Genomic DNA, 21,380 nt, shown 5'->3' with positions numbered 1-21,380 from the left:
AGGTACACATTACCTTTGCTAGCAAAGCATCTTTCATGGCAAAGCTAACTACGCGAGGGAGGGGCGTGTCAACCAACCCCGGGCACGGCGACGAGGTCGACGTAGACGAGGCCGTCCGAGCACTCCTGCTACTGATGCCGCAGCTGATCGGACGGATCAAGCGGACACCGCCGCCGGACGAGCTGGCCGGGCTGGCCCTCGGCCCCCGGCACCTGTCGCTGCTGTCCTACCTGCTCTTCGACGGCCCCATGACCGTGAACGCCCTGGCCACACGGTTGGAGGTGGCACCAACGACAGTCAGCCTCATGATTGCCGACCTCAGCCGCGGCGGGGTCGTGGAACGCCACGAGGATCCCGACGACCGGCGGCGCCGCATCGTGAGCATCGCCGACGCCAGCCGCCCGGCGATCGAGGGATGGCTCGGTCCGGGCGCCGCCGCCTGGCGCGAAGCCCTCCAACCGCTGACCCCGGCCGAGCGCAGCCTGTTCGTCGAGACCCTGCGCGTCTATGAACGCGCCTCCGGCAGGCGAGCCTCACCGGCCAGCTGAGCTGGAACCATCAATCGACGGGGGGCTCGAGGTGACGATCGAGACGCTGGTGGCCGAGGGTGACAGATTTGAGGATGGCCGTGTCGTGCTGCGGATCTCCGTCACACGCGAGGGCTCGGGCGCCGTCTTCGATGATCCGTCGCACGCGGTGCGATGCTACGCGTACGGGTTCGACCCTCGCGTCCACCGCGACCCGCCCGACCACATCGACTGCCCCGACCTTCCCGCGCTCGTCCTTCCCGAGCCGTCGCCCGCCCCTTCGCTCCCGCTCGGCACCCTGGAAATCCTGGCCAGGACGCTCGAGGAGATCCCCGCGCAGCAGCGGCTGGACGACACCGCGGTGCGCCTCGCGGTCGAGAAGTCGTTCTCGGACACCGACGTTCGCGTCGAGGTGGCGCGGCCCGAGGGCAGCACCCCGACGTCACCGCTCGGCATCGCACTCGCCGCCGGCAAGGACGACTGCGTGCTCGGACGGGTGGCCGTGGACCAGAACGCCTCCGTCACGGTCTGGTACGTCCCGCGTGTACTCGCGCAGCCAGGCGAGCTGGGCCGCCACGCTGCCGATGGCGCACTCGAACCGGGTCAGCGGCCACCGCACTGACCTGGTCACCCCCGTCCCCGCGATGAAGAGCACGTACAGCCACAGGAGAAATCCGAAGAACAGCAGCATCGTCCAGAAGGCCGACAGAAGTGGGTAATCCATGACGGAGGCCCCTTACGTACGTCAACAGCGATTTGTCAACGACGTCTCGTTGGAGACCTATCTGAACCTCGCGCAACCACACGGTTCGCTCGTTGACCTGCCGTACTGATCCGTCCGGACCGCGCGGCCTCGGCGAGCGCCGCGAAATCACGTTCGTTCTGGTCCGCATAGGCCTCGGCGAACCGGACGATCGCCCGGTCGAAGGCGTCTCCGGCGCCGAGGTAGGCCCCGATCGCCACACGGTCACCCGAGCGGGCGTGGGCCCGGGCGAGGGTCGCCCCGCACAGCCGCGCGAACAGGGCGAGGCCCTCGGGGTCCATGCGTTCGGGGAGCGCGACGCCCTTCCAGTCCTGCAACTGGCGGATGTAGAAGTCACGGCACTGCCCGTCGATGCCGTCCACCCGCTGCCAGCCCAGAAAGATGTCCCCGGCAGCCTGCATCAGACGTTGCCCGGCGACGACCCGCTCCCCCTGGTTGCCATACCGACTGCCGGGCAGATGATCAGCCAGGACCGACGCCTGCGCCTCCTTGACCTGCAACAGCAGCGGGTCGTCACGGTCACGGCCCAGCAGCAGCGCCACCCAGCAGCGGGTACCCACACTGCCGACACCGACGACCTTGCGCGCGACATCGACGAGCCGATACTGGGCGAGCAACGAACGCCGGTCATCCGCCAGGGTGGCGCCGTACCGGTCGATGACGGTCGTGAGCTGACCTGTCAACAGGTCATGCTCGGCCCCGCGGAGCAGCTCGCGGACCGGGACGAGCAGCGGCGGGTCGGAGACGAAACGAGGCTGGCCCTCGGTCACCTCGGTCAGCCGGGCGAACGCCCGCCGCCGGTCACGGGACCGGGCACTGATCGCCGCACGGGACAGACGCCGGGAGTACCGCCGACCCAACACGCCCGCGAACCGACCCTGCAGCTGATCCACGTCGACGTGGGCGTACCAGACATCGAGGTTGGTCATGGCCGCGAACCGGCGCATCCAGGCCCGGTACGCACCGATCGCCGCGATGACGGCCGCCTGTCGGCCCGCCGGCGCGAACCCGTTGCCACGGCCGGCGATGACCAGGCTCGCGGCCAGCCGTTTCACGTCCCACTCCCACGGGCCGGGAAGCGTCTCGTCGAAGTCGTTGATGTCGAACACCAGGTGACGCTCAGGCGACGCGAGCAGACGGAAGTTGAGCAGGTGCGCGTCGCCGCAGAGCTGGACGTCGATCCCCGAGACCGGCGTGCCGGCGAGATCCGCCGCCATCACCGCGGCAGCACCGCGAAAGAACCGGAACGGAGACTCCAGCATGCGCTGATAGCGCAGCGGGACAAGCTCAGGCAGCCGCGCCCCCGACTGCCGTTCGAGCAGGTCGACCGGATCGACCCGGCCCGACGCCGGCGCATACTCGCCATGAATCCCGCGCGGCGCGCGCGTCCTCGCGTCCTTTCCCCGTGCCGCACGTTCGATCGGCGTGAGTTGTTCGGGTTTCGCGGACAGTCGTGTGGATTTCGCGGACAGCCGCGGCCGCGAACCAGCCGCGACCGGCGGCGAGCTGACGACAGCTGCCATGCTCTACCTCACACCGTATCGGCGGGCCGGTCGGAGGCGACGTCGGCGGCGGAGCCGGCGTCGAGGGTCGTGCCGGTGCTCGCCCGACCGTAGTCCCGACCGGCCCGGACCGCTCTACCAGGTTCCCGCTACGCCGGGTTCTCGTTCAGGATCTCGTCCAGGCCGAGCGCGCGCAGGACGTTCCCCGCTGCCGACACGACCCGGGCACTTCCGACGATCGGTGCGATGGCGGTGGTCACACCCTGCGCGTCGGCGGCGGTGAGGCCTGCCTCCTTGGCAGCGGCGAGATTCATCAGGTAGGAGACGGGCGCCGAGTCCAGGGCGATAAGCGCCGCCAAGCGCACGAGATGGTAGGTGCGCTCGTCCAGGCCTGACCGCTCGAGTGTGTTCAAGTGCATCTGCACGATCTCTTCGAAAACCGGCGCATCGCCCTGCGCGATCGCGCCGAGCGTCCGCTCAGGAGCCTGTGTCGCCATTGTTCTCTCCTTTGTTCTGACCGATTGCATCTCAACGATATTTTCCTATGATTGGTTGCCCGGGACCGGCAAGCCGCAAACATGCAACGCCGACAGATCAAGGCGACGAAGCCGAATTTCGACATTTTTCCAGAATTTCGCGGCGCCACATCCCCGGCTCGCCTGCAGACAGATTTCTGCTTCACTCCTCTCCGGGAAGGGCGCGGCGCGGGACCGTGATGGCGGCCTCGCAGGCAAAAGCGGGAGGAACTGCGCCATGGTCGAAAATGCTGGCCGCGACGTCGACGGCCCCGCGCGTTCGGACGGCGGGCGTCCCCTGTCCGTCGGGGAGCGTGCGGAGTACGAGCGGCTGCGCAGCGCGGCAACGGTGCGGCACGACCGGCTACGGACCGTCGGGGCGTCCGTCCTGCTCCTGGTAGCCGCTCTGCTGGCGCCACTCGGCGTGGTTGCCGCCTGGGCAGACACGACGGTCTCCGACACTGACCGGTACGTGGAGACCGTCGCCCCGCTTGCCACCGATCCCGCGGTGCAGAACATGGTGATCGACCGTCTGACCAACCGGGTCGTCAGTAACGTCAACGCCGATCAGGTCGCCGCGTCGCTCGCCGACGCCGTCGCAAAAACCGGTGCTCCCCCCATTGTCGTGGACCACACCGACGCGCTGGCCGGCGCGCTCAAGGCCGCTCTGACCAGCGCGGTTCATCAGGTGGTTCAGGGGGTGGTCACCAGTGACCAGTTCCCCCAGGTATGGGAAAATGCGAACCGCCGGGCACACGCCGCAGTGGTGAAGGTCCTCACCGGTGAGGGAGGTCGCGCGGTCCAGGCGAAGGACGACACGATCGTGTTGGACATCGGCCCGATCGTCGACAGTGTGCAGAATCGGCTGGTCGACGCCGGCTTCGAGAAGGCCGGCAAGATTCCCGACGTCGACCGGCAGATCGTGCTGCTGCAGACCGACAAACTGACCAGGGCTCGGGATGTCATGCGTCTGCTCGGCATCCTCGGTCTCTGGCTGCCGGTTGCCGTTGTGGCACTCGCCGCGCTGGGCGTGTGGCTGGCGCCCTCGCACCGCGCCGGGCTCATGGCCGCGGGCATCGGGATCGGCGTGATGATGGTCGTGCTGCTGGTGGGGCTGGCTGTCACACGCCAGATCTATCTGGACTCCGTCCCGCCCGACGCCCAGCCTCGGGATGCGGCAGCAGCCATCTACGACACTCTCGTCCGTTTCCTGCGGAACAGCGCGCTCACCGGGCTGACCATAGCCGTCATCATCGTGGTCGCCGGATATCTCTACGGGCCGGGACGCGGCGCACGCGCCATCCGCTCCGGTGCCGCCCACGCCACCGGCGCCACCGGTCGGGCCATGGCCCGCGTGGGTCTGCGCACCGGCGGCCCGGGACGCTTGTTGGACAGGCACCGCCGCCTCACCAGCGGGATCGTCATCGGGGCAGGGGCTCTGGCCCTGGCGTTGTGGAACTCTCCGACCCCGTCATCGGTCGCCCTCGTCCTGCTGATAGTCGTCGTCGCCCTGGCCGCGCTGAGTGTCGTTGCCGCCGCCGCCGCACCGAGCCCCGACGGCAGGCCCTCCGATGGCGCCGCGGCGCCGCCGGCCGCTCCGATCGGGCAGACGAAGCCCTGAGAACGATGACCGGGTCGGCTGTCAACCCACGCCGAGGCCGCATGGGCGGGGCTCATGCCGGCGACCGGCCGCCCGCGATGCGGATCAGCGCGGGGAACATCTCCCAGACACCCGGCCGCACGGTCGGGACCCCGGGCGCGTGCAGCGGAATCCGAACGCGCACAGCCGCCGGAAGCGAGCGCAGCTCCAGCGGTGGCGGCAGGCACAGCGCCTCCCCGTCCACGCCGACGCTGACCGGTCGCGCGGAGTCGACCCGCATCGTGGGGCTGGTCCACTGGTGGAAACCACGGAACCGGCTGATGGCACCCACGGACTCGAGCGCGACGAGTACGGGTAGGTCGCGGGCGCGATCGACGCGCAATGCCACCATGCCAAGCCGGCCGCCGTCGAGCCGGGGCCGGGTGCCGAAACCACCAAGGCTGTGCAGTTGGTAGGCGTTGTTGGACACGAGCAGAACGTCCGCGGTCGATCCGGCGCGACCGTCCGGGCCGGTGAAGCGAAGATCCGGCGGAGCGCGGTCCAGGCCCAGAAGGTCAGGCAGCCTCGCGGCCGCCGTTCCCACCTTGGCGTCACGGTAGCTGTCGGACTGCACGATCTCGGCGTAGACGCCCAACGAGACGTTGTTGACGAACACGCGGTCACCGAGCTGACCGAGGTCAACGCGCTGCTCGACAGCCAGGTCGAACGCGTCGAGCGCCCCCGCGACATCCTTCCGATCGAGGCCGAGGTCAAGGGCGAAGTGGTTACGAGTACCGGCTGGGACACAGACGAAGGCCATCCCGCGCCGCCGCGCCACGTCGGCGACGACCGCCTGCGAACCATCGCCACCCGCCATGCCCACCACGTCGGCTCCGCGGTCGGCGACGTCCTCGGCGAGGGAGCGCAGATCAGCGCCTGGCGTGAGGGTCACGACCGCGATCCCGCGCCGGGCGGCCTCCTGGGCGAGATTGTGGCGGTCGGCGGCGCCGCCCCCGGAGCGCGGGTTCACCAGCAGGACACCGCGGCGGGCGGCTCCAACCATGATCCCTTTCGGCCGGTGCCGCCCGAAGGCTCCGCGCGCCGCGGTTCCCGACGTGACGAGCAGGCACACGGTGACCAGCACGGTGGTCAGGCCGACCACCCCCGCGAAGACGATCAGGCCGCCGAGCGCGAAGGCCGCCACGACAGCCGCGCTCAGGCGGCGCAGCCCCCGTCCGACCAGCGCCGTCCAGCCCGCTACCAACGCGATCGTCACAGCGGCGACCGAAACCGGCAGGGCAATCGGCCGGTCGATCAGCCGGGCGACAATGACCGCGACCGCCGCGGTGAAGCTCACCAACGCCACTGAAGCCGCCGCCCGCCGGGATCGGGACACCGGTGCTCCCGCACGCCGCCCCGACCGGCGAACCATCCCGGAACGCACGATTTCCCATCCTTCCGCGCTTCATGACAGCACCGCCGCGATCAGGTCCTCCTGACGGCGCGCACCACCCAGCTCTCGGTGTTCACCAGGAAGAAAGCCACCCCGTCCTCAACCACCCAACCAGTTCCCGGCCACGGAGAAGATCGGCGAGAGCATAAAAGGAAACACCGGCCCACAGAAAGACGGAAAGCATGTCCCGGAAGGCGCCGAACATCGACTGGTCACAAGCCCGGAAGTAACCTGCCATCCCGTTTCCCACCAACCTCTCGCGGCTTTATCTCCATCATCCCAGCCGAAACTATCGTGGGCAACTCGATCAGGAGCGGATGTCTGCTGCCAGCCGGGCGGTCCAGCCCGCTCGCGCGAGACGGCGACACTCCGGCCGCGTCGACGGACCGGAAGGACTTGTCGTCGGGTTTCTGTGGCAGACCAGTCATACTGACCCTGCGTGGAGATGTTCCAGCCATCTCATACCGCGGACGGGGAGAGGTTTCCGGGATGCGACCAATGGCGGGAACTGCCGCGGAGTGGGCGGCGACTCAGGTCGCGGGGGTGCGCGATCACCCCCGGGGGCGGATGGCGCTTCTGTCACGCACCTATCACGGACCGGTCGGGCGCGCGCCGCGACACCTGCCTTTCCGGAGAGCGGCGATGTCGTTCATGTACTGGCAGATCGAGCGGGGGGTGCTCAATCCTCCGGACGCAGACCCTCCAGGGAGCCGGTGGTGGCGGGAGGTCAATGACCGGCTGCTGCGCGACGGTTGTGAGGCCATGGCGCGCTCGGGTGGCCTGCGGGGGGAGCAGTCCTCGCCGGCGATCGACCTGTGGTCGGCGTTCATCAGTGCACCGACCTCCTGGAGCTGGTACCGCGCCCACAACGCGAGCATCGTCTCCGCCTACCTGGACAACCGTGATCTCGCCGAGTTGGAGTCAACGACCGAGCGCTTCTTTCTCAACGTCGTCCTGCTCCGTGTTCTGTATGCGCACGCGCTGGTCGCGGCGCCGCGGCTGTCGCTGGGCCGGCTCGCTGTCCTGGGCCGGGCCCTTGGGGATCCGCGGCTCGGGATGGCGGGAATATTCCTCTCGCTCGGCCGGGTCCTTCCCGACCGCTACCCACCCGACGCGGATCTGCAGGTTTACCTCGCGGATGAGCATGGTCTCGGGCGGATACTCGACTACGGCGTGATCCAGCCGCGGCTTCAGCAGTTGTACGAGTGGTCCGCACTGGAACTCGGTCTTCCCGGGCTACGCGGCCTCATACGGGACGGCAACCCGACCTACGCGTGGTCCTACGAAGAACGACACGTCTGGGCATCCGGCCACGCGTCGCTGCCGGTGCGCGTTCTGCGACGGGCGACGTCGCCACGGTGAACGAGGGCCCCGGCGCGCAGCGACGATTCCGCCGCCGGGGTCACCACGGGTTCGATCCCGGTCCCGTGGTGACCCGGCCGCGCGCACCTGTGGGTTCAGGGTTCTGCGAGCATATGAACGCGCCTCCGGACGGCATGCTTCACCCGTGAGCCGAGTCGATGCTCGCAGCGTTGTGAGCACGCTCGTGCCGCCGTGGATGATGCACCGTTCAATGCTGAGCTCGGTCTGGCGCCCCTGCTGGTCCCTTGACTGGGGAGGAGGTTTCGCCGCAGGTGCCGAGTACGGCGGTGATGGCTTCACCGCAGAGGGTCCGCACCAGCTCCAGGTCGGCGGTGCCGGGTTGGGTGAGCGAGAGCGCGGCGACACCGCGGGCCATTCCCGTGATCATGGTGGCGCCGGCGTCGGCGTCGATGTCGTCCCGGATCGATCCGTCCTGCTGGCCGGCGCGGATCGTGTCGGCGAGCTGCTCGTGCGTCTGCCGGTCCGCCTCGAGGACGGTCGGTAGCGGTGACTCGGCGGGAAAGGTCGCACCCCACAGGACGACGACGGCGCGCTCCTCCGGGGAATCCGCTGTGGTGAAGACCTGGAGGTAGGTCTCGATGGTCGCCCGCAGCACCTCGAGGCTGGAGAGCTCGTCGATGCGTTGGTGCGCCTGCCTGAGCGCCTCCCTGGTCGCCTCCAGCGTCCGTTCGTGCGCCCGCTCGGCGAGCCGGGTGATCAGGACGTCCTTCGACCCGAAGTGGTAGGCGGGCATCGCACGGCTGATCCCGGCGCGGGCGCCGATGCTGCGCAGTGACGCGCGCTCGAGCCCACGCTCCGCGATCAGCTCGGCGGCGGCCCGCAGCACCGCCTCCTCGGAGGCCGCGCGCCGCTCCGCCTGGGTCCGCCTCGCCCCGTTGGCCGCCGTCACGGTCCGTCACTTTATGAATCTGTCAGTCGACTGTCAAGTATTGACTTGCCTGTCGGCTGACAGATAACTATGAAGCTCACTTCGTTGCGAGGAGACGTTGACGTGCCACGTGCGATCGTGTTCAAGGGTGACGAGACCTGGGAGCTTCGAGAGGTCCCGAAGCCGGCGTTAAGGCCGGGATGCGCGGTGCTGCGGGTCGAGGCGGTCGGCATCTGTCACAGCGATGTCGACCAGTTCAGGGGGCACGCGCCGGTGCCGTCGGGTGGGGTGTTCCCCGCCGTTCCCGGTCACGAGATCGTCGGTCGGATCGACGAGATCACACCGGAGGCGCAGGCGCAGTTCGGCGTCCGGGAAGGCGACCGGGTCGGGGTCCGTTCAGTGGTGCGCGGACCAACCGGGAGCAGGGTTTACGGGTTCGACTTTCCTCTTGATGAGGGATCCGGACTCTTCGGCGGCTATGCCGACTACATGGAGCTCGTGCCCGGCTCGGAGGTCCACCGGCTTCGCGACGACCTGCCGGCGACCGAGTTGACGGTCTACGAGTGCCTGACCAACGCGATCACCTGGATCCGGTCCGTGCAGCCCGGCCAGACTCTGGTGGTGGAGGGCCCTGGCCACATGGGGCTGGCCGCGATCGTCGGCGCCCGCGCGGCCGGCGCCGGAACGATCATCGTGACCGGGCTGGCCGGCGACCGGCTCCGACTCGACACCGCGCTCAAGGTCGGCGCGGATCACGCCATCGATGTGGAGAACGAGGACGTGGTCGCCCGCGTCGCCGAGATCACCGGTGGAGCGATGGCGGACGTCGTCCTCGACGCCGCGTCAGGCAACCCGGTGACGCTGAAGACCGCCATGCGGATCGCCCGGACCGGCGCCACGATCGTCGCGGCCGGGATGAAGGACCGGCTTCTCGACGGATTCGACGTCAGTCAGATCCCGCTGCGTCACCTGACCATCGCGCCCGGCGGCGGCCTCGACCTGGCCGGCGCCTGCACAATGATCAACGAGGGGAAGGTGCCCACCGGCGTGCTCCACGGCGCGTCGTTCCCGCTGGAACAGTTCGAAGACGCGCTGGCGCTGGCCGATCGACGCGTGCCCGGCCAGGACGCGGTACGCGTTTCCCTCCAGGTGGCCTGAGCGACGGCCACGCACGTCCCTGTCGAGATATCCCGCGACCCGCGCCGCCCCCGCGACGCCGTCGGCTCCGGCACGGCAGAGCCCTGCCACCACAGAAAGAAGGCGAAACCGATGGAAAGCTTGGGTATCGAGTTTCTCAGCGTCTTCGGAATGCCACCGGTGGACTTCGTCTCCCTGGCCGCCGACCTCGGCTGCCGGCACATTTCCACCGGCCTGGAATCCAATCCGTACAGCTCACTGGGCTACCCTCCCTTCTCGTTACGCGAGGACGCCCCGCTGCGACGGAACATGATCGCGGCGATGCGTGACCGCGACATCTCCATCTCGCTCGGCGAGGGTATGAACGTCCGCGCGGGCTCTGATGTCCGCGACCGGGTTCCCGATCTTGAGCTTATGGCGGAGCTGGGTGTCCGACGAGTCAACACCGTCTCCCTCGATCCCGATCCGGACCGCAGCGTGCAGCAGTTCGGACTTCTCGCCGAGCTGGCGGCGTCGTTCGGTATGGAGACGACCATCGAGCCGGGCCCGGGCCTGACAATCGGAGATCTACCGACGGCGCTCCACGCCATCCGCCAGGTCGGGCGGCCGGACTTCCGTCTCCTCATCGACACGATGCACATCATCCGGTCCGGTTCCACTCCCGACGACATCGCGGCACTGGACTCCGACGTCGTCGGCTACATCCAGCTCAGCGACGCGCCGCTGGTTCCCGCCACCTCCGACTACATGACGGAGGCGATGTTCGAGCGGATGGTGCCGGGCACGGGTGAGCTGCCGTTGCTCGACCTGCTCACGGCGCTGCCCCGCGACCGGGTGATCGGACTCGAGGTACCGGTTCGCTCACAGGCAGAAGCCGGCGTCAGCCCCCATGACCGGCTCGTCCGGTGCGTCGAGGCGACTCGCGGCCTCCTGGCCCGGCTGTAGTTCGTTCTGGCCGCCAACCAGCCCCGGCTGAACCTCACCAGCCGCTACCGCGCACGGTGTGGGATCCGTTGCGACGTCGCCCCCGCACGCGAACGCCCAGGCAATCCGCGGTTCCTAGGGTCATCACGGTAACCGGACTACGCAGCCGACCGGAGGAACGATGACCACGACGTTGGATCCGATTCCGACTGCCACCACCGCACCGTCGACTGGTGGACTGATCCGGGGGCGATGGCTGGAGGACTGGCGTCCCGAGGACGAGCGGTTCTGGGACGGAGGAGGCCGGGCGGTCGCCAGGCGCAACCTGCTCGTGTCGGTGTTCTCCGAGCACATCGGGTTCTCGATCTGGTCACTGTGGTCGGTGTTCGTGCTGTTCCTCGGCCCGAATTACGGGATCTCCGCTGACCCGAAGCAGGCCGCCGCCGAGAAGTTCATGTTGACGATAGTGCCGACCGCGATCGGTTCCGCTGTGCGGCTGCCGTACACGTTCGCCGTCGCGAAGTTCGGCGGACGCAACTGGACGGTCATCTCGGCAGCGCTTCTGCTCGTCCCACTGATCGCCACCGGGATCGCGTTGAAGCCCGGGACGAGCTACGCGACGCTGCTGATCCTGGCCGCACTGGCCGGCGTCGGGGGCGGGAACTTCGCCTCGTCCATGACCAACATCAACTCCTTCTTTCCGCAACGGCTCAAGGGCGCGGCGCTCGGGCTCAACGCCGGCGGGGGCAACATCGGGGTCGCGACTGTCCAGTTGATCGGATTGCTCGTCATCGCGACCGCGGGGAAGGATCATCCGCGGGTCATGGTCGCGATCTACCTGCCGTTGGTGGTGATCGCGATCGCGGCGGCCGCACTGCTACAGGACAACATCACCAACGTGCGGAACGAGAAGCGGGCGATGCGCGACGCCTGTGCCGACGTGCACACCTGGCTGATCTCGCTGCTCTACATCGGGACGTTCGGCTCGTTCATCGGCTTCGGCTTCGCGTTCGGGCAGGTGCTGTCCAACGAGTTCGGCTCCCATTTCCTCTCCACGGCAACGGGCAGGGTCGACCCGGTGAAGGTCATGTATCTGACGTTCCTCGGGCCGCTGACCGGCTCGCTCGTCCGCCCGGTCGGCGGCTGGCTGGCCGACCGCCTCGGCGGTGCGCGGACGACGCTGTGGAACTTCGCCGCGATGGCGGCGGCCGGCATCGTCGTGCTCGTCGCCTCGGAACAGGGCTCGCTGCCGCTGTTCCTCGTCGGGTTCATGGCGCTGTTCGTCTTCAGCGGGATCGGCAACGGCTCGGTCTACAAGATGATCCCGGCGGTGTTCCGGCTACGCATGGGCGGAGACCAGGAGGCGCGGCGCATCGCGAACGCCGTGATCGGCATTGCCGGCGCGATCGGCGCCTTCGGCGGTGTGCTCGTCAACATCGCGTTCCGCCAGTCGTTCCTGAGCAGCGGCAACGGCGACGCGGCCTACGTCGGCTTCATCGCCTTCTACGCACTCTGCCTCGCGGTCACCTGGGCCGTCTATGTCCGTCCGTCCGAGAATCGCGCCGCCGGCATCTGAGACACCGGGATGGCCTGGACACCGGGACAACCTGGACGCCGAGACGGCCTAGAGGCACCCGGAGGAGGCGGATACCGGCTCACAGTCGAGCCGGTATCCGCGCTTCACCACGGTCCGGATGAGGGCGGGGTCGCCGAGCGACGTGCGCAGGCGGCCCACGGCGACCTCGAGCGCGTGCTCGTCGGTCGTGCCGGTCAGGTTGAGCAGGTCCGCCCGGGAGACGACATAGCCAGGCCTGGCCGCCAGGGCGCGCAGCAGGGTCATCGAGGCGGCGGGCAGCGCGACGAGCACACCGTCGACGGCCACGGCGTGGCCACGGACGTCCAGCGCGCGCTCGCCGACGCGCAGTCGCAGGCCACGCCGGATGGGCACCTGCTCCACGATCTCCCGGACAAGCGCACCCAGACGTCCCCGCGACGGGATCACGCACGGAATCCCAGCCCGCCCGAGGGGAGCGGCCGTCACCGGGCCGACGCAGGCGGCGACAACCGGGCCGCGCATCGCCTCCGCGACGGCGGATCGCAGCGCCATCTCGTCGGCTGTCTGCAGGAAGCTCGCGGCGGCGGGCGCGCTCGTGAACGCGACCGCGTCCAGCGACCGTGCCGCGACGCACTCCACCACGCGGCGGACGGGAGCCATGTCCTGCGCCGGGACCCACCGGTAGACGGGAATCTCGATGACCTCGGCGCCGGCCGCGCGCAGCGTCTGGAGCATGTCCGGCAGTGGCTCGCCGTGCAGCTGCACCGCGATCCGCTTGCCGTCCAGGCCGCCGTGGGCGGTCAGGTGTGACATGACCTCGGAGGATGACTCCGACTCGGGTGACCACGCCTCACGCAGCCCGGTCGCCCGGATCGCACCGCGCGCCTTCGGCCCGCGTGCCAGCAGGTCCGCCGACTCGAACGCCGCGACCAGCCGGTCGGCGAGACCCCACGTCTCGGCTGCGTCGACCCAGCCCCGGAAGCCGATTCCGGTGGTGGCGACGACGACGTCCACGGGTGCGGCGATGCAGCGTTCGGTGGCCTCCCGCAGCCGGGCGTCGTCCGCGAGCGGCACGATGCGTATGGCGGGGGCGTAGACGACCTTGGCGCCGCGTCGCTCCAGAGCCGCGCCGAACTCCTCACGCCGGCGCGCCGCGGTGAGCGCGACCGTGTAACCGGCGAGCGGCTCGACGGGCGCCGTCACCGGGCCGGAGTCGGTCACCGTGACGCTCGCCCGGCTTCCGTCCCGACGTGGACCTCCACGTAACCGTCACGTTCCCGCACCGGGTAGGTCGGGATGACGACGCCGTCCGAGTCGAGGCAGCGACCGGTGCGCAGGTCGAAGACCTGCTTGTGAAGTGGGGAGGCGACAGTGGGAGTCTCTCCCCGGGAGCCCACGATGCCCCGGGAGAGCACGAAGGCTCCGGTGAACGGATCCTGGTTGCCGACGGCGAAGAGCGCGCCGTCGTAGGTCCGGAAGATCGCGACCTGGACGTCACCGAGCAGAGCGGCGACGCCCCGCTCGACGGGGAGGTCGCGGGAGCCGCAGACGCTGTCCCACACGTCGGTCTCCACGGCCTTCGCGGCCTCCACGGCCTCCACGGTCCTCACGACACCACCTCCAGGGTCGGGCCGGCGATCAGCGGTTTGATCTGGCCGCGCTCGGGCGCCCACTGGATGGACGGGTCCGGCACCTCCGGTGCGTTCACGAAACTGACGAACCGCCTGAGCCGCTCGGGGTCGGCCAGGGTGTCGGCCCACTCGTCAGAGTAGTGCGCGACGTGCGATTCCATGGCGGCGTCCAGTTCGGCGCAGATGCCGAGGCTGTCGTCGACGAGCACGCCGCGCAGGTACGCCAGTCCGTCCTGACCGTCCGCGGACAGCGACTCGACCCAGGTGGACGTCCGCTGCAGACGGTCGGCGGTCCGGACGTAGAACATGATGAACCGGTCGATGGCCCTGACGAGGGTCCCGGTGTCGACCGAGGTGAGGAACAGGTCGGCGTGCCGCGGGCGCGCTCCCCCGTTGCCGCCGACGTAGAGGTTCCAGCCGGCATCCGTGGCGATCACGCCGATGTCCTTGCCCTGCGCCTCGGCACATTCGCGGGCGCAGCCGCTGACACCAGCCTTGATCTTGTGGGGGCCTCGGATGCCGCGGTAGCGCAGTTCGAGGTCTATGGCGAGGCCGGCCGAGTCCTGGACACCGTAGCGGCACCACGTCGAGCCGACGCAGCTCTTCACGGTCCGCATCGCCTTCCCGTAGGCGTGGCCGGACTCCATCCCGGCGTCGACCAGACGCCTCCAGATCAGCGGCAGCTGCTCGACCCGCGCCCCGAACAGGTCGACGCGCTGCCCTCCGGTGATCTTCACGTAGAGACCGAAGTCACGGGCCACCTCGCCGATGACGATCAGCTTCTCCGGCGTGATCTCCCCGCCCGGGACGCGGGGCACCACCGAGTAGGTGCCGTTCTTCTGGAGGTTCGCGAGGAAGTGGTCGTTGGTGTCCTGCAGGGCGGCCTGTTCTCCGTCCAGGACGTAGCCGTGCCCCAGGCTGGCCAGGATCGAGGCCACGGCGGGCTTGCACGTGTCGCAGCCGCGGCCACGTCCGTGCCGCTGGACGAGCTCGGTGAAGGTGCCGATCCGTTGACTGCGGGCGATCTCGAAGAGCTCGGCCCGGGTGACGTCGAAGTGCTCGCACAGCCCCGTGCCGACCTCGACGCCGGCCTCGGCCAGCAGTGGCTTGAGCAGGGCCACGCAGGATCCGCAGGTCGTGCCGGCCCGCGTACACGCCTTGATCCCCGCGACGTCGGTGAGACCGTGCTCGACGATCGAGTCCAGGATCGCGCCCTTGGAGACGTCGTTGCAGGAGCAGATCTGCGCCTCGCGAGGCAGGGCCCCCGCGTCGAGGTCGACTCCGCCGGTCGGGGCGATCATCGCGACGGGGTCCGCCGGGAGCCGCCGCCCGACCAGCGGGCGCAGTGCCGCATAGCGGCTCGCGTCACCCACGAGGATGCCGCCGAGCAGCGTGCTGGCGTCGTCGGAGACGACGATCTTGGCGTAGGTGTTCTCCACCGCGTTCTCGACTCGGACCTCCAGCGCACCCGCCGTGGCCGCGAGGGCGTCACCGAAGCTGGCGACGTCGACACCGAGCAGCTTGAGCTTCGTGCTCAGGTCCGCGCCGGTGAACGTGGCGTCCCGGCCGAGCAGCTGCTCGGCGACCACGGAGGCCATGTCGTAGCCCGGGGCGACCAGGCCGTACACATGACCGTCGACGACGGCGCACTCCCCGATGGCATAGATGGACTCGTCGGTCGTGCGGCACCGTGCGTCCACCGCGACGCCGCCGCGCGGCCCGACAGCAAGGCCACACTCACGCGCCAACTGGTCGCGGGGACGGATGCCGGCGGAGAAGACGACGACGTCCAGGTCGAGCTCGGTGCCGTTGGCCAGGGTGGCGAGCAGCCGTCCGCCGCTGGGCTCGACGGCGGCCACGGACGTCGCCGTGTGGACGGTGACGCCGAGGCGCTCGATCAGTCGGCGGAGCACCGCGCCGCCGGGCTCGTCCACCTGCAGCGGCATCAGCCGCGGCGCCAGCTCCACCACGTGCGGGCTCATGCCGAGCAGGCGCAGCGCCCGCGCCGCCTCGAGCCCGAGCAGCCCACCGCCGACGACCAGCCCGGCCCGGCGGCCACGCGTGTGTTCGGCCGCGGCCGCGGCAGCGGCGCGGATGGCGTCCAGGTCGTCGAGGGTCCGGTAGACGAAGCAGCCTTCGAGGTCCCTGCCCGGGACAGGAGGAACGAACGGGTACGAGCCGGTGGCCAGCACGAGGACGTCGTAGTCGAGGGTGCGACCGCGGCTGGTGGTGACGGTCGAGGCGGCCCGGTCGATCGCCGCGACGGACTCGTCCAGATGCAGCGTCGCGTGCGGGCTGTCGTAGGTGCCCGCGGCCACGAGGTCCAGTTCGGCGGCGCTCACTCCGTCGAAGTAGGACGAGAGCGCGACGCGATCGTACGCACGGCGCGGCTCCTCGCCCACCACGGTGATCGAGAACCGGCCCCCGGTGTCGCGTTGCCGCAGTGTCTCCACGAACCGCTGGCCGACCATACCGTTACCGACGACGACGACGTGCTTCCGGCGGGTTGCGGGCATGAAGCAGTCCCCTCTCCGCTCTGGGTTGGTGCCACCTTGACCACCGCGAGTTATCCCGGGCGGTCGGCACGGTTACTTCGCCGAAACGGATTGCTCGCCACGCGCCGTCCGCCGTGGTGAGGGGACGGTTGCGCGACCGCAACCCGACACGCGAGTCCGGGTAACCCGGCTCTGGAACCGTCGCCCTGTGCCAGCGCCGCCCATCACCCCACCCACAGGACACCGCAGAGTGCACCTGGTGCTTCGGTGACCACGAAGGTCGCGCTGGACCGGGTCCGCACCGTGTGCGCGTACTGCGGTGTCGGCTGCGGGATCGTCCTCGAGGTCGACCGCGGTGGGGACACCCCGCGGGTCGTCCGTTCCACAGGGGATCCCGATCATCCGGTGAACCGTGGCCGGCTGTGCACCAAGGGCGCGACCACAGCCGAAATGCTCAACGCGCCCGGACGGCTCACCACCGCGCTCGCCCGGGCCGGCCGCGACGAGGAGCCGGCCCCGGTCGACGTCGGCACGGCGCTCGACCTCGCCGCCGCCCGCCTCGCGGCGCTGCGCGACGAACACGGCCCGGACGCCATCGGCATCTACACCTCCGGCCAGCTGAGCATCGAGGCGCAATACCTGATCACCAAGCTCGCCAAGGGCTTCCTGCGCACCCAGTACCAGGAGTGCAACAGCCGGCTGTGCATGGCCAGCGCCGCCTCGGGCTACAAGCTCAGCCTCGGAGCGGACGCTCCCCCCGGCAGCTACGACGACTTCGACCACGCCGACGTGTTCCTCGTCATCGGCGCGAACATGGCCGACTGCCACCCGATCCTGTTCCTGCGGATGATGGATCGCGTCAGGGCCGGCGCGAAGCTCATCGTGGTCGACCCCCGCCGGACGGCGACGGCGGACAAGGCCGATCTGTTCCTCCAGCTCCGGCCGGGCACGGACATCGCACTGCTCAACGGACTGCTTCACCTGCTGCACGCCTCCGGCGCGGTCGACGAGTCGTTCGTCGTCTCCCACACCGAGGGCTGGGCCGCCATGCCCGACCTCCTCGCCGGCTACGATCCGGCCACCGTCGCCGACATCACCGGCGTCCCGGAGGACGACCTGCGCACCGCCGCGGCACTCATCGCGGCCGCCGGGAACTGGATGAGCTGCTGGACGATGGGACTCAACCAGTCCACCCACGGCACCTGGAACACCAACACCCTCATCAACCTCCACCTCGCGACCGGCGCGATCTGCCGCACCGGGAGCGGGCCGTTCTCGCTCACCGGACAGCCCAACGCGATGGGCGGCCGCGAGATGGGTTACATGGGGCCGGGCCTACCCGGGCAGAGGTCGCTCCTGGATCCCGCCGACCGCGCACACATCGAGCAGCTCTGGGGCCTGCCGGCGGACACGATCCGCGCGGACCACGGCAACGGCACGATCGGAATGTTCGAGCAGATGTCGACCGGGGCGATCAAGGCAGCATGGATCATCTGCACCAACCCGGTCGCCACCGTGGCGAACCGCCGCACCGTCATCGAAGGCCTGGAGACGGCCGAGTTCGTCCTCGTCCACGAGGCCTTCACCGAAACGGAGACCACCGGTTACGCCGACGTCGTCCTGCCCGCGGCCGTCTGGGCGGAGACGGCCGGCGTGATGGTGAACTCCGAACGGAATCTCACCCTCACCCAGCCCGCGGCGGACCCGCCCGGCCAGGCACGCGCCGACTGGCAGCTCATCGCCGGGATCGCCGCCCGTCTGGGATATGCCGACCACTTCACCTACAACAGTGCGCAGGAAGTGTTCGACGAACTGCGTCAGGCGTGGAATCCGGTGACCGGATGGGACCTACGCGGCATCACCCACGACAGACTGCGGGACGGGCCGATGCAGTGGCCCGCACCGCCAGGCGCCGGCGCTCGCAACCCGATCCGTTACCTGACCGACGACGGCCCACGGTTCCCGACTCCGTCCGGGAGGGCGAAGTTCTGGCCGCGGCCGCACGCCGACCCACAGGAGATGCCCGACGAGCAGTACCCCTATCTCCTCAACACGGGCCGCCTCCAGCACCAGTGGCACACCCTGACCAAGACCGGGCGCGTCGGGCGACTCAACAAGCTCAACCCGGCCCCGTTCATCGAGATTCACCCGGACGACGCCGCGGCACTCGGAATCTCCGAAGGGGACCAGGTGGAGGTCGCCTCGCGGCGAGGGCGCGCCGTCCTGCCCGCCGCCGTCACCGACCGGGTCCAGCCGGGCGACTGCTTCGCCCCGTTCCACTGGAACGACATGTTCGGCGAGTACCTCGCGGTGAACGCCACGACCTCCGACGCGGTCGACCCTGTCTCCCTGCAGCCCGGGTTCAAGGCCAGTGCCGTCGCGCTCACGCGCGTCCACACGCCCACGACGGCCCAGCCTCCGCCCACCGTCACGAACGACGTACTTCCGGCGGGCAACGTGGCCTCCGCCCTTCAGGCGGGCGACGTGGCCTCCGCCGCACCCGTCGCGAGACTGCTCGGGCTCGCCGGGACGGCCGCCCCGGCGCTGAACGACGACGAGAGCACCTATCTGGCTGGCTTCGTGGCTGGTCTGGGCATCGATCTCGCGCGCGGACCGCTCACCTCGGTACCCACGCTCCCGCCGTCGGCACCAGTCACCGCGCGGACGGCCCTGTGGGTGAACGGCGTACTGGCCGGTCTCTGGTCACGCCTTCCGGCCGAAGGACACGAGATCTCGTCGGGGACAGGCGAGCGCCGGGTGCTGCTCGGCTGGGCCTCCCAGACCGGCAACGCGGAACGGGTCGCCGAACAGGCCGAGGCGAGGCTGACCGAGTCCGGCGCCGCCGTCACCAGGGTGTCCCTCAACGAGATCGACCACATCGCCCCGCGCACCGACCTCGTGGTCGTCACGAGCACCTTCGGCGACGGGGAGTCCCCCGACAACGGCTCCGAATTCCTGGCGAGGCTGCGAGCTCGCTCGATGCCGCTCGACGACGTCCGCTTCAGCGTGATCGCCCTCGGTGACAGCAGCTACAGCGACTTCTGCGGCCACGGCCGGCGCATCGACGAGCTGCTCGCCGAACTCGGCGGACTGCGCCTGGCCGACCGGGTCGACTGCGAGCCGGATTTCGACGAGGCGGCCCAGGCCTGGCTCGACCGGGTGCTTGCCGCTCGCGCAGGGGCCTCCCCCGCCAGACCCGAGCCTGCGCCTGCGCCTGCGCCTCCGACGGTGTCGCGGCCCTCGGGCGCGTCCCGGGCCCCGCGGGTGAGCGAGACGCACCGGGTGATCCTGGCGGGCAACCGGCTGCTCAGCGGCGCGGGTTCAGCCAAGGAGGTTCGCGAGTTCCTGATCGACCTGGGGGACAGCGACCTCACTTACGAGACCGGTGACGCCCTCGTCCTGCGGCCCAGCAATCGCGCCGAGCTGGTCGACGAATGGCTCAGCACGACAGGTCTGCGCGGCGACACGATCGTCGAACTGCCCCAGTTCGGCCAGACAGAGCTCGCCGTCGCCCTACGCGACCATCTTGAGATCGCGAAGCCATCCCGCGCGTTTCTCGCCTTCGTGGCTGAGCGCAGCGGCTCACGCCACCTCCAACGTCTGCTGCGCGGCGACCGTGCGGATCTTGACGGGTGGCTGTGGGAACGGCAGACCGTGGATGTGATCGCCGAGACCGGCACGCACGCCTCCGCGCAGGAGTGGTGCGAGCTCCTCAGGCCCCTACGTGAACGCCGGTACTCGATCTCGTCGTCGGCTGAGGTCTCGCCTCGGCGGATTCGGACGCTTGTGTCCGTGGTGCGCTACGACGCACCCTCGGGCGCGGCACGCACCGGCGTGGCGTCAGCGTTCCTCGCCGATGCTCCGGCCGGTACGCCAATACAGGTCGCCGTCGCCCGCTCCTCGGGATTCGCCCCACCGTCCGACCCGGAGACGCCGATGATCATGATCGGCCCGGGCACCGGGCTGGCCCCGTTCCTCGCCTTCCTGGACACGCGCCGGGCCCGCGGTCACACCGGTCGCAACTGGCTCTTCTTCGGCGAGCAACGCAAGGCGACCGACTTCTACTACAGCGATGAGCTTGCCGAGTTCGCGCGGTCGGGACTGCTGACCCGACTCGACACGGCCTTCTCCCGCGACCAGCGGGCCAAGATCTACGTGCAGGATCGTATGCGTGAGCGAGGCGCGCGGCTGTGGCGCTGGCTGCGCGAGGGCGCCGTGGTCTACGTGTGCGGAGATGCGGCGCGGATGGCCAAGGACGTCGACACCGCTCTGCGCGACGTCGTGGTGAACCACGGGGATATGAGCGCCGGACAGGCCGGCGACTATCTCCGACAGCTCACCGCCGACGCGCGCTACCTTCGCGACGTCTACTGACAACAGTCGACTGGCGCGGGATCGTGCTGTCGGTCATGTCCCCAAGCGTAGGGACCGGACGGATCGTCAGTACCTTCGGAAGGCGTCGATCCCTGATTCATGACCTGCGCGAACTGCTGCCGGTAGGTCGTCGTGATCCACAGGCTCTCGATGGCGAAATCCGCGCGCTCCAACCCGTCCGCCTGCTTCACCCACCGGAACGCGACGGAGCTCGTCTCCGGGGCGGCGGTGCTGCGGAATGTTCCGTGGACCGTCCCAGGCTCCTCATTCGGCCTGGTCGGCAGGATCTTGAACGTGGTGACCTGGGCGAGAGCATCCGCGAAGAACCGCCCGGCCACCTGCGTGAACAGCTCGGTCAGCTGCTTCCTCTGTTCCGGATTCGCGATCCTCCACGGTTGGCCGACCGCTGCCCGTGGATGGTTCGACCGGGCGACGGCGGCCACAAAGCTCGTCGACGGCCAGATAATATTTCTGGATCGTCTGGACGCACACCTACTGTGGCATTAGGGTCATAGCGCCCGCCAAGCTCTTTACACGCGGCAGCGGCCTCTGCCGTGCACAAATATCAGGAGCGCGCATGAGACGACGCCGGCCAGGTCGATTAGCCCCGCTTCTGCTCTCCCTCGTGGCGGTCACGGCTCTGACCTACATCCGTCAGTAACGACGGTTGGCGC

The 21,380-nt window shown here is 69.5% G+C and carries 16 protein-coding genes; 8 read left to right on the top strand and 8 right to left on the bottom strand.

Annotation, left to right across the window (positions count from 1 at the left end; all coding sequences use genetic code 11):
* The first annotated feature begins 65 nt into the window (after positions 1–65).
* Both AC559T_RS26220 and AC559T_RS26215 read left to right on the top strand, forming a co-directional pair.
* On the top strand, positions 66–548 hold the full coding sequence (locus AC559T_RS26220; RefSeq protein ID WP_200835146.1) for a MarR family winged helix-turn-helix transcriptional regulator: 483 nt from the start codon (positions 66–68) through the stop codon (positions 546–548).
* A 31-nt stretch (positions 549–579) separates the two neighbouring features.
* Positions 580–1,149 carry a hypothetical protein gene (locus tag AC559T_RS26215; RefSeq protein WP_498870426.1) on the top strand — a complete coding sequence of 190 codons (570 nt, stop codon included), beginning with the start codon at positions 580–582 and terminating at the stop codon, positions 1,147–1,149.
* Between the two features lie 137 nt (positions 1,150–1,286).
* Here the strand turns inward: AC559T_RS26215 and AC559T_RS26210 are convergent, their stop codons facing one another.
* Both AC559T_RS26210 and AC559T_RS26205 read right to left on the bottom strand, forming a co-directional pair.
* Positions 1,287–2,813: a DUF2252 domain-containing protein gene (locus AC559T_RS26210; protein ID WP_498870425.1), complete on the bottom strand. Its 1,527-nt coding sequence runs from the start codon at positions 2,811–2,813 to the stop codon at positions 1,287–1,289.
* 128 nt (positions 2,814–2,941) lie between these two features.
* Positions 2,942–3,289 (bottom strand): carboxymuconolactone decarboxylase family protein, encoded by a 348-nt coding sequence (locus AC559T_RS26205; RefSeq protein ID WP_071064698.1) that lies wholly within the window; start codon positions 3,287–3,289, stop codon positions 2,942–2,944.
* Positions 3,290–3,545: 256 nt separating this feature from the next.
* On the opposite strand from AC559T_RS26205, the gene AC559T_RS26200 reads away from it, so the two are divergent.
* Entirely contained in the window at positions 3,546–4,928 is a 1,383-nt protein-coding gene (locus tag AC559T_RS26200; RefSeq protein WP_498870424.1) for a hypothetical protein, read from the top strand.
* Between the two features lie 52 nt (positions 4,929–4,980).
* On the opposite strand, the gene AC559T_RS26195 is transcribed toward AC559T_RS26200, so the two are convergent.
* On the bottom strand, positions 4,981–6,243 hold the full coding sequence (locus AC559T_RS26195) for a diacylglycerol/lipid kinase family protein (RefSeq protein WP_498870423.1): 1,263 nt from the start codon (positions 6,241–6,243) through the stop codon (positions 4,981–4,983).
* A gap of 738 nt (positions 6,244–6,981) precedes the next feature.
* On the opposite strand from AC559T_RS26195, the gene AC559T_RS26190 reads away from it, so the two are divergent.
* Positions 6,982–7,701, top strand: coding sequence for a hypothetical protein (locus tag AC559T_RS26190; protein WP_235014276.1), 720 nt, complete (start codon positions 6,982–6,984; stop codon positions 7,699–7,701).
* A 208-nt stretch (positions 7,702–7,909) separates the two neighbouring features.
* Here the strand turns inward: AC559T_RS26190 and AC559T_RS26185 are convergent, their stop codons facing one another.
* Entirely contained in the window at positions 7,910–8,611 is a 702-nt protein-coding gene (locus AC559T_RS26185; protein ID WP_498870422.1) for a TetR/AcrR family transcriptional regulator, read from the bottom strand.
* Positions 8,612–8,713: 102 nt separating this feature from the next.
* On the opposite strand from AC559T_RS26185, the gene AC559T_RS26180 reads away from it, so the two are divergent.
* The 3 genes from AC559T_RS26180 to AC559T_RS26170 all read left to right on the top strand — a co-directional run bounded on the left by AC559T_RS26180 (position 8,714) and on the right by AC559T_RS26170 (position 12,227).
* Complete coding sequence (locus AC559T_RS26180; RefSeq protein ID WP_112107610.1) at positions 8,714–9,748, top strand: zinc-dependent alcohol dehydrogenase; 1,035 nt, start codon at positions 8,714–8,716, stop codon at positions 9,746–9,748.
* A gap of 111 nt (positions 9,749–9,859) precedes the next feature.
* Positions 9,860–10,672: a sugar phosphate isomerase/epimerase family protein gene (locus tag AC559T_RS26175; RefSeq protein ID WP_498870421.1), complete on the top strand. Its 813-nt coding sequence runs from the start codon at positions 9,860–9,862 to the stop codon at positions 10,670–10,672.
* A 160-nt stretch (positions 10,673–10,832) separates the two neighbouring features.
* Entirely contained in the window at positions 10,833–12,227 is a 1,395-nt protein-coding gene (locus AC559T_RS26170) for a nitrate/nitrite transporter (protein WP_498870420.1), read from the top strand.
* A 48-nt stretch (positions 12,228–12,275) separates the two neighbouring features.
* Here AC559T_RS26170 and AC559T_RS26165 read toward each other — a convergent pair whose 3' ends face one another.
* Genes AC559T_RS26165 through nirB form a run of 3 tightly spaced genes read right to left on the bottom strand, consistent with a single transcriptional unit; the run spans position 12,276 to position 16,353 of the window.
* On the bottom strand, positions 12,276–13,427 hold the full coding sequence (locus tag AC559T_RS26165) for a uroporphyrinogen-III synthase (RefSeq protein ID WP_498870419.1): 1,152 nt from the start codon (positions 13,425–13,427) through the stop codon (positions 12,276–12,278).
* The gene (gene nirD, locus AC559T_RS26160; protein WP_498870418.1) at positions 13,424–13,816 is read right to left on the bottom strand and encodes a nitrite reductase small subunit NirD; all 393 of its coding nucleotides are present in this window, start codon (positions 13,814–13,816) and stop codon (positions 13,424–13,426) included. Before nirD ends, AC559T_RS26165 begins: the two co-directional genes overlap by 4 nt.
* Positions 13,813–16,353 (bottom strand): nitrite reductase large subunit NirB, encoded by a 2,541-nt coding sequence (nirB, locus tag AC559T_RS26155; RefSeq protein ID WP_498870417.1) that lies wholly within the window; start codon positions 16,351–16,353, stop codon positions 13,813–13,815. Before nirB ends, nirD begins: the two co-directional genes overlap by 4 nt.
* 246 nt (positions 16,354–16,599) lie before the next feature.
* Here nirB and AC559T_RS26150 point away from each other — a divergent pair, with 246 nt between their 5' ends.
* Positions 16,600–20,706 (top strand): bifunctional nitrate reductase/sulfite reductase flavoprotein subunit alpha, encoded by a 4,107-nt coding sequence (locus tag AC559T_RS26150; protein ID WP_498870416.1) that lies wholly within the window; start codon positions 16,600–16,602, stop codon positions 20,704–20,706.
* Here AC559T_RS26150 and AC559T_RS26145 read toward each other — a convergent pair.
* Positions 20,700–21,149 (bottom strand): Tgt2/MlaC family protein, encoded by a 450-nt coding sequence (locus AC559T_RS26145; protein ID WP_160144307.1) that lies wholly within the window; start codon positions 21,147–21,149, stop codon positions 20,700–20,702. The two genes, AC559T_RS26150 and AC559T_RS26145, sit on opposite strands and share 7 nt — an antisense overlap.
* Positions 21,150–21,380: the final 231 nt, after the last annotated feature.

The organism is Frankia sp. Hr75.2, assembly GCF_949319125.1.
GTDB lineage: Bacteria > Actinomycetota > Actinomycetes > Frankiales > Frankiaceae > Parafrankia > Parafrankia soli.
Note: the sequence above shows the minus strand (reverse complement) of the source record. Positions and strands in the feature narration are given on the sequence as shown.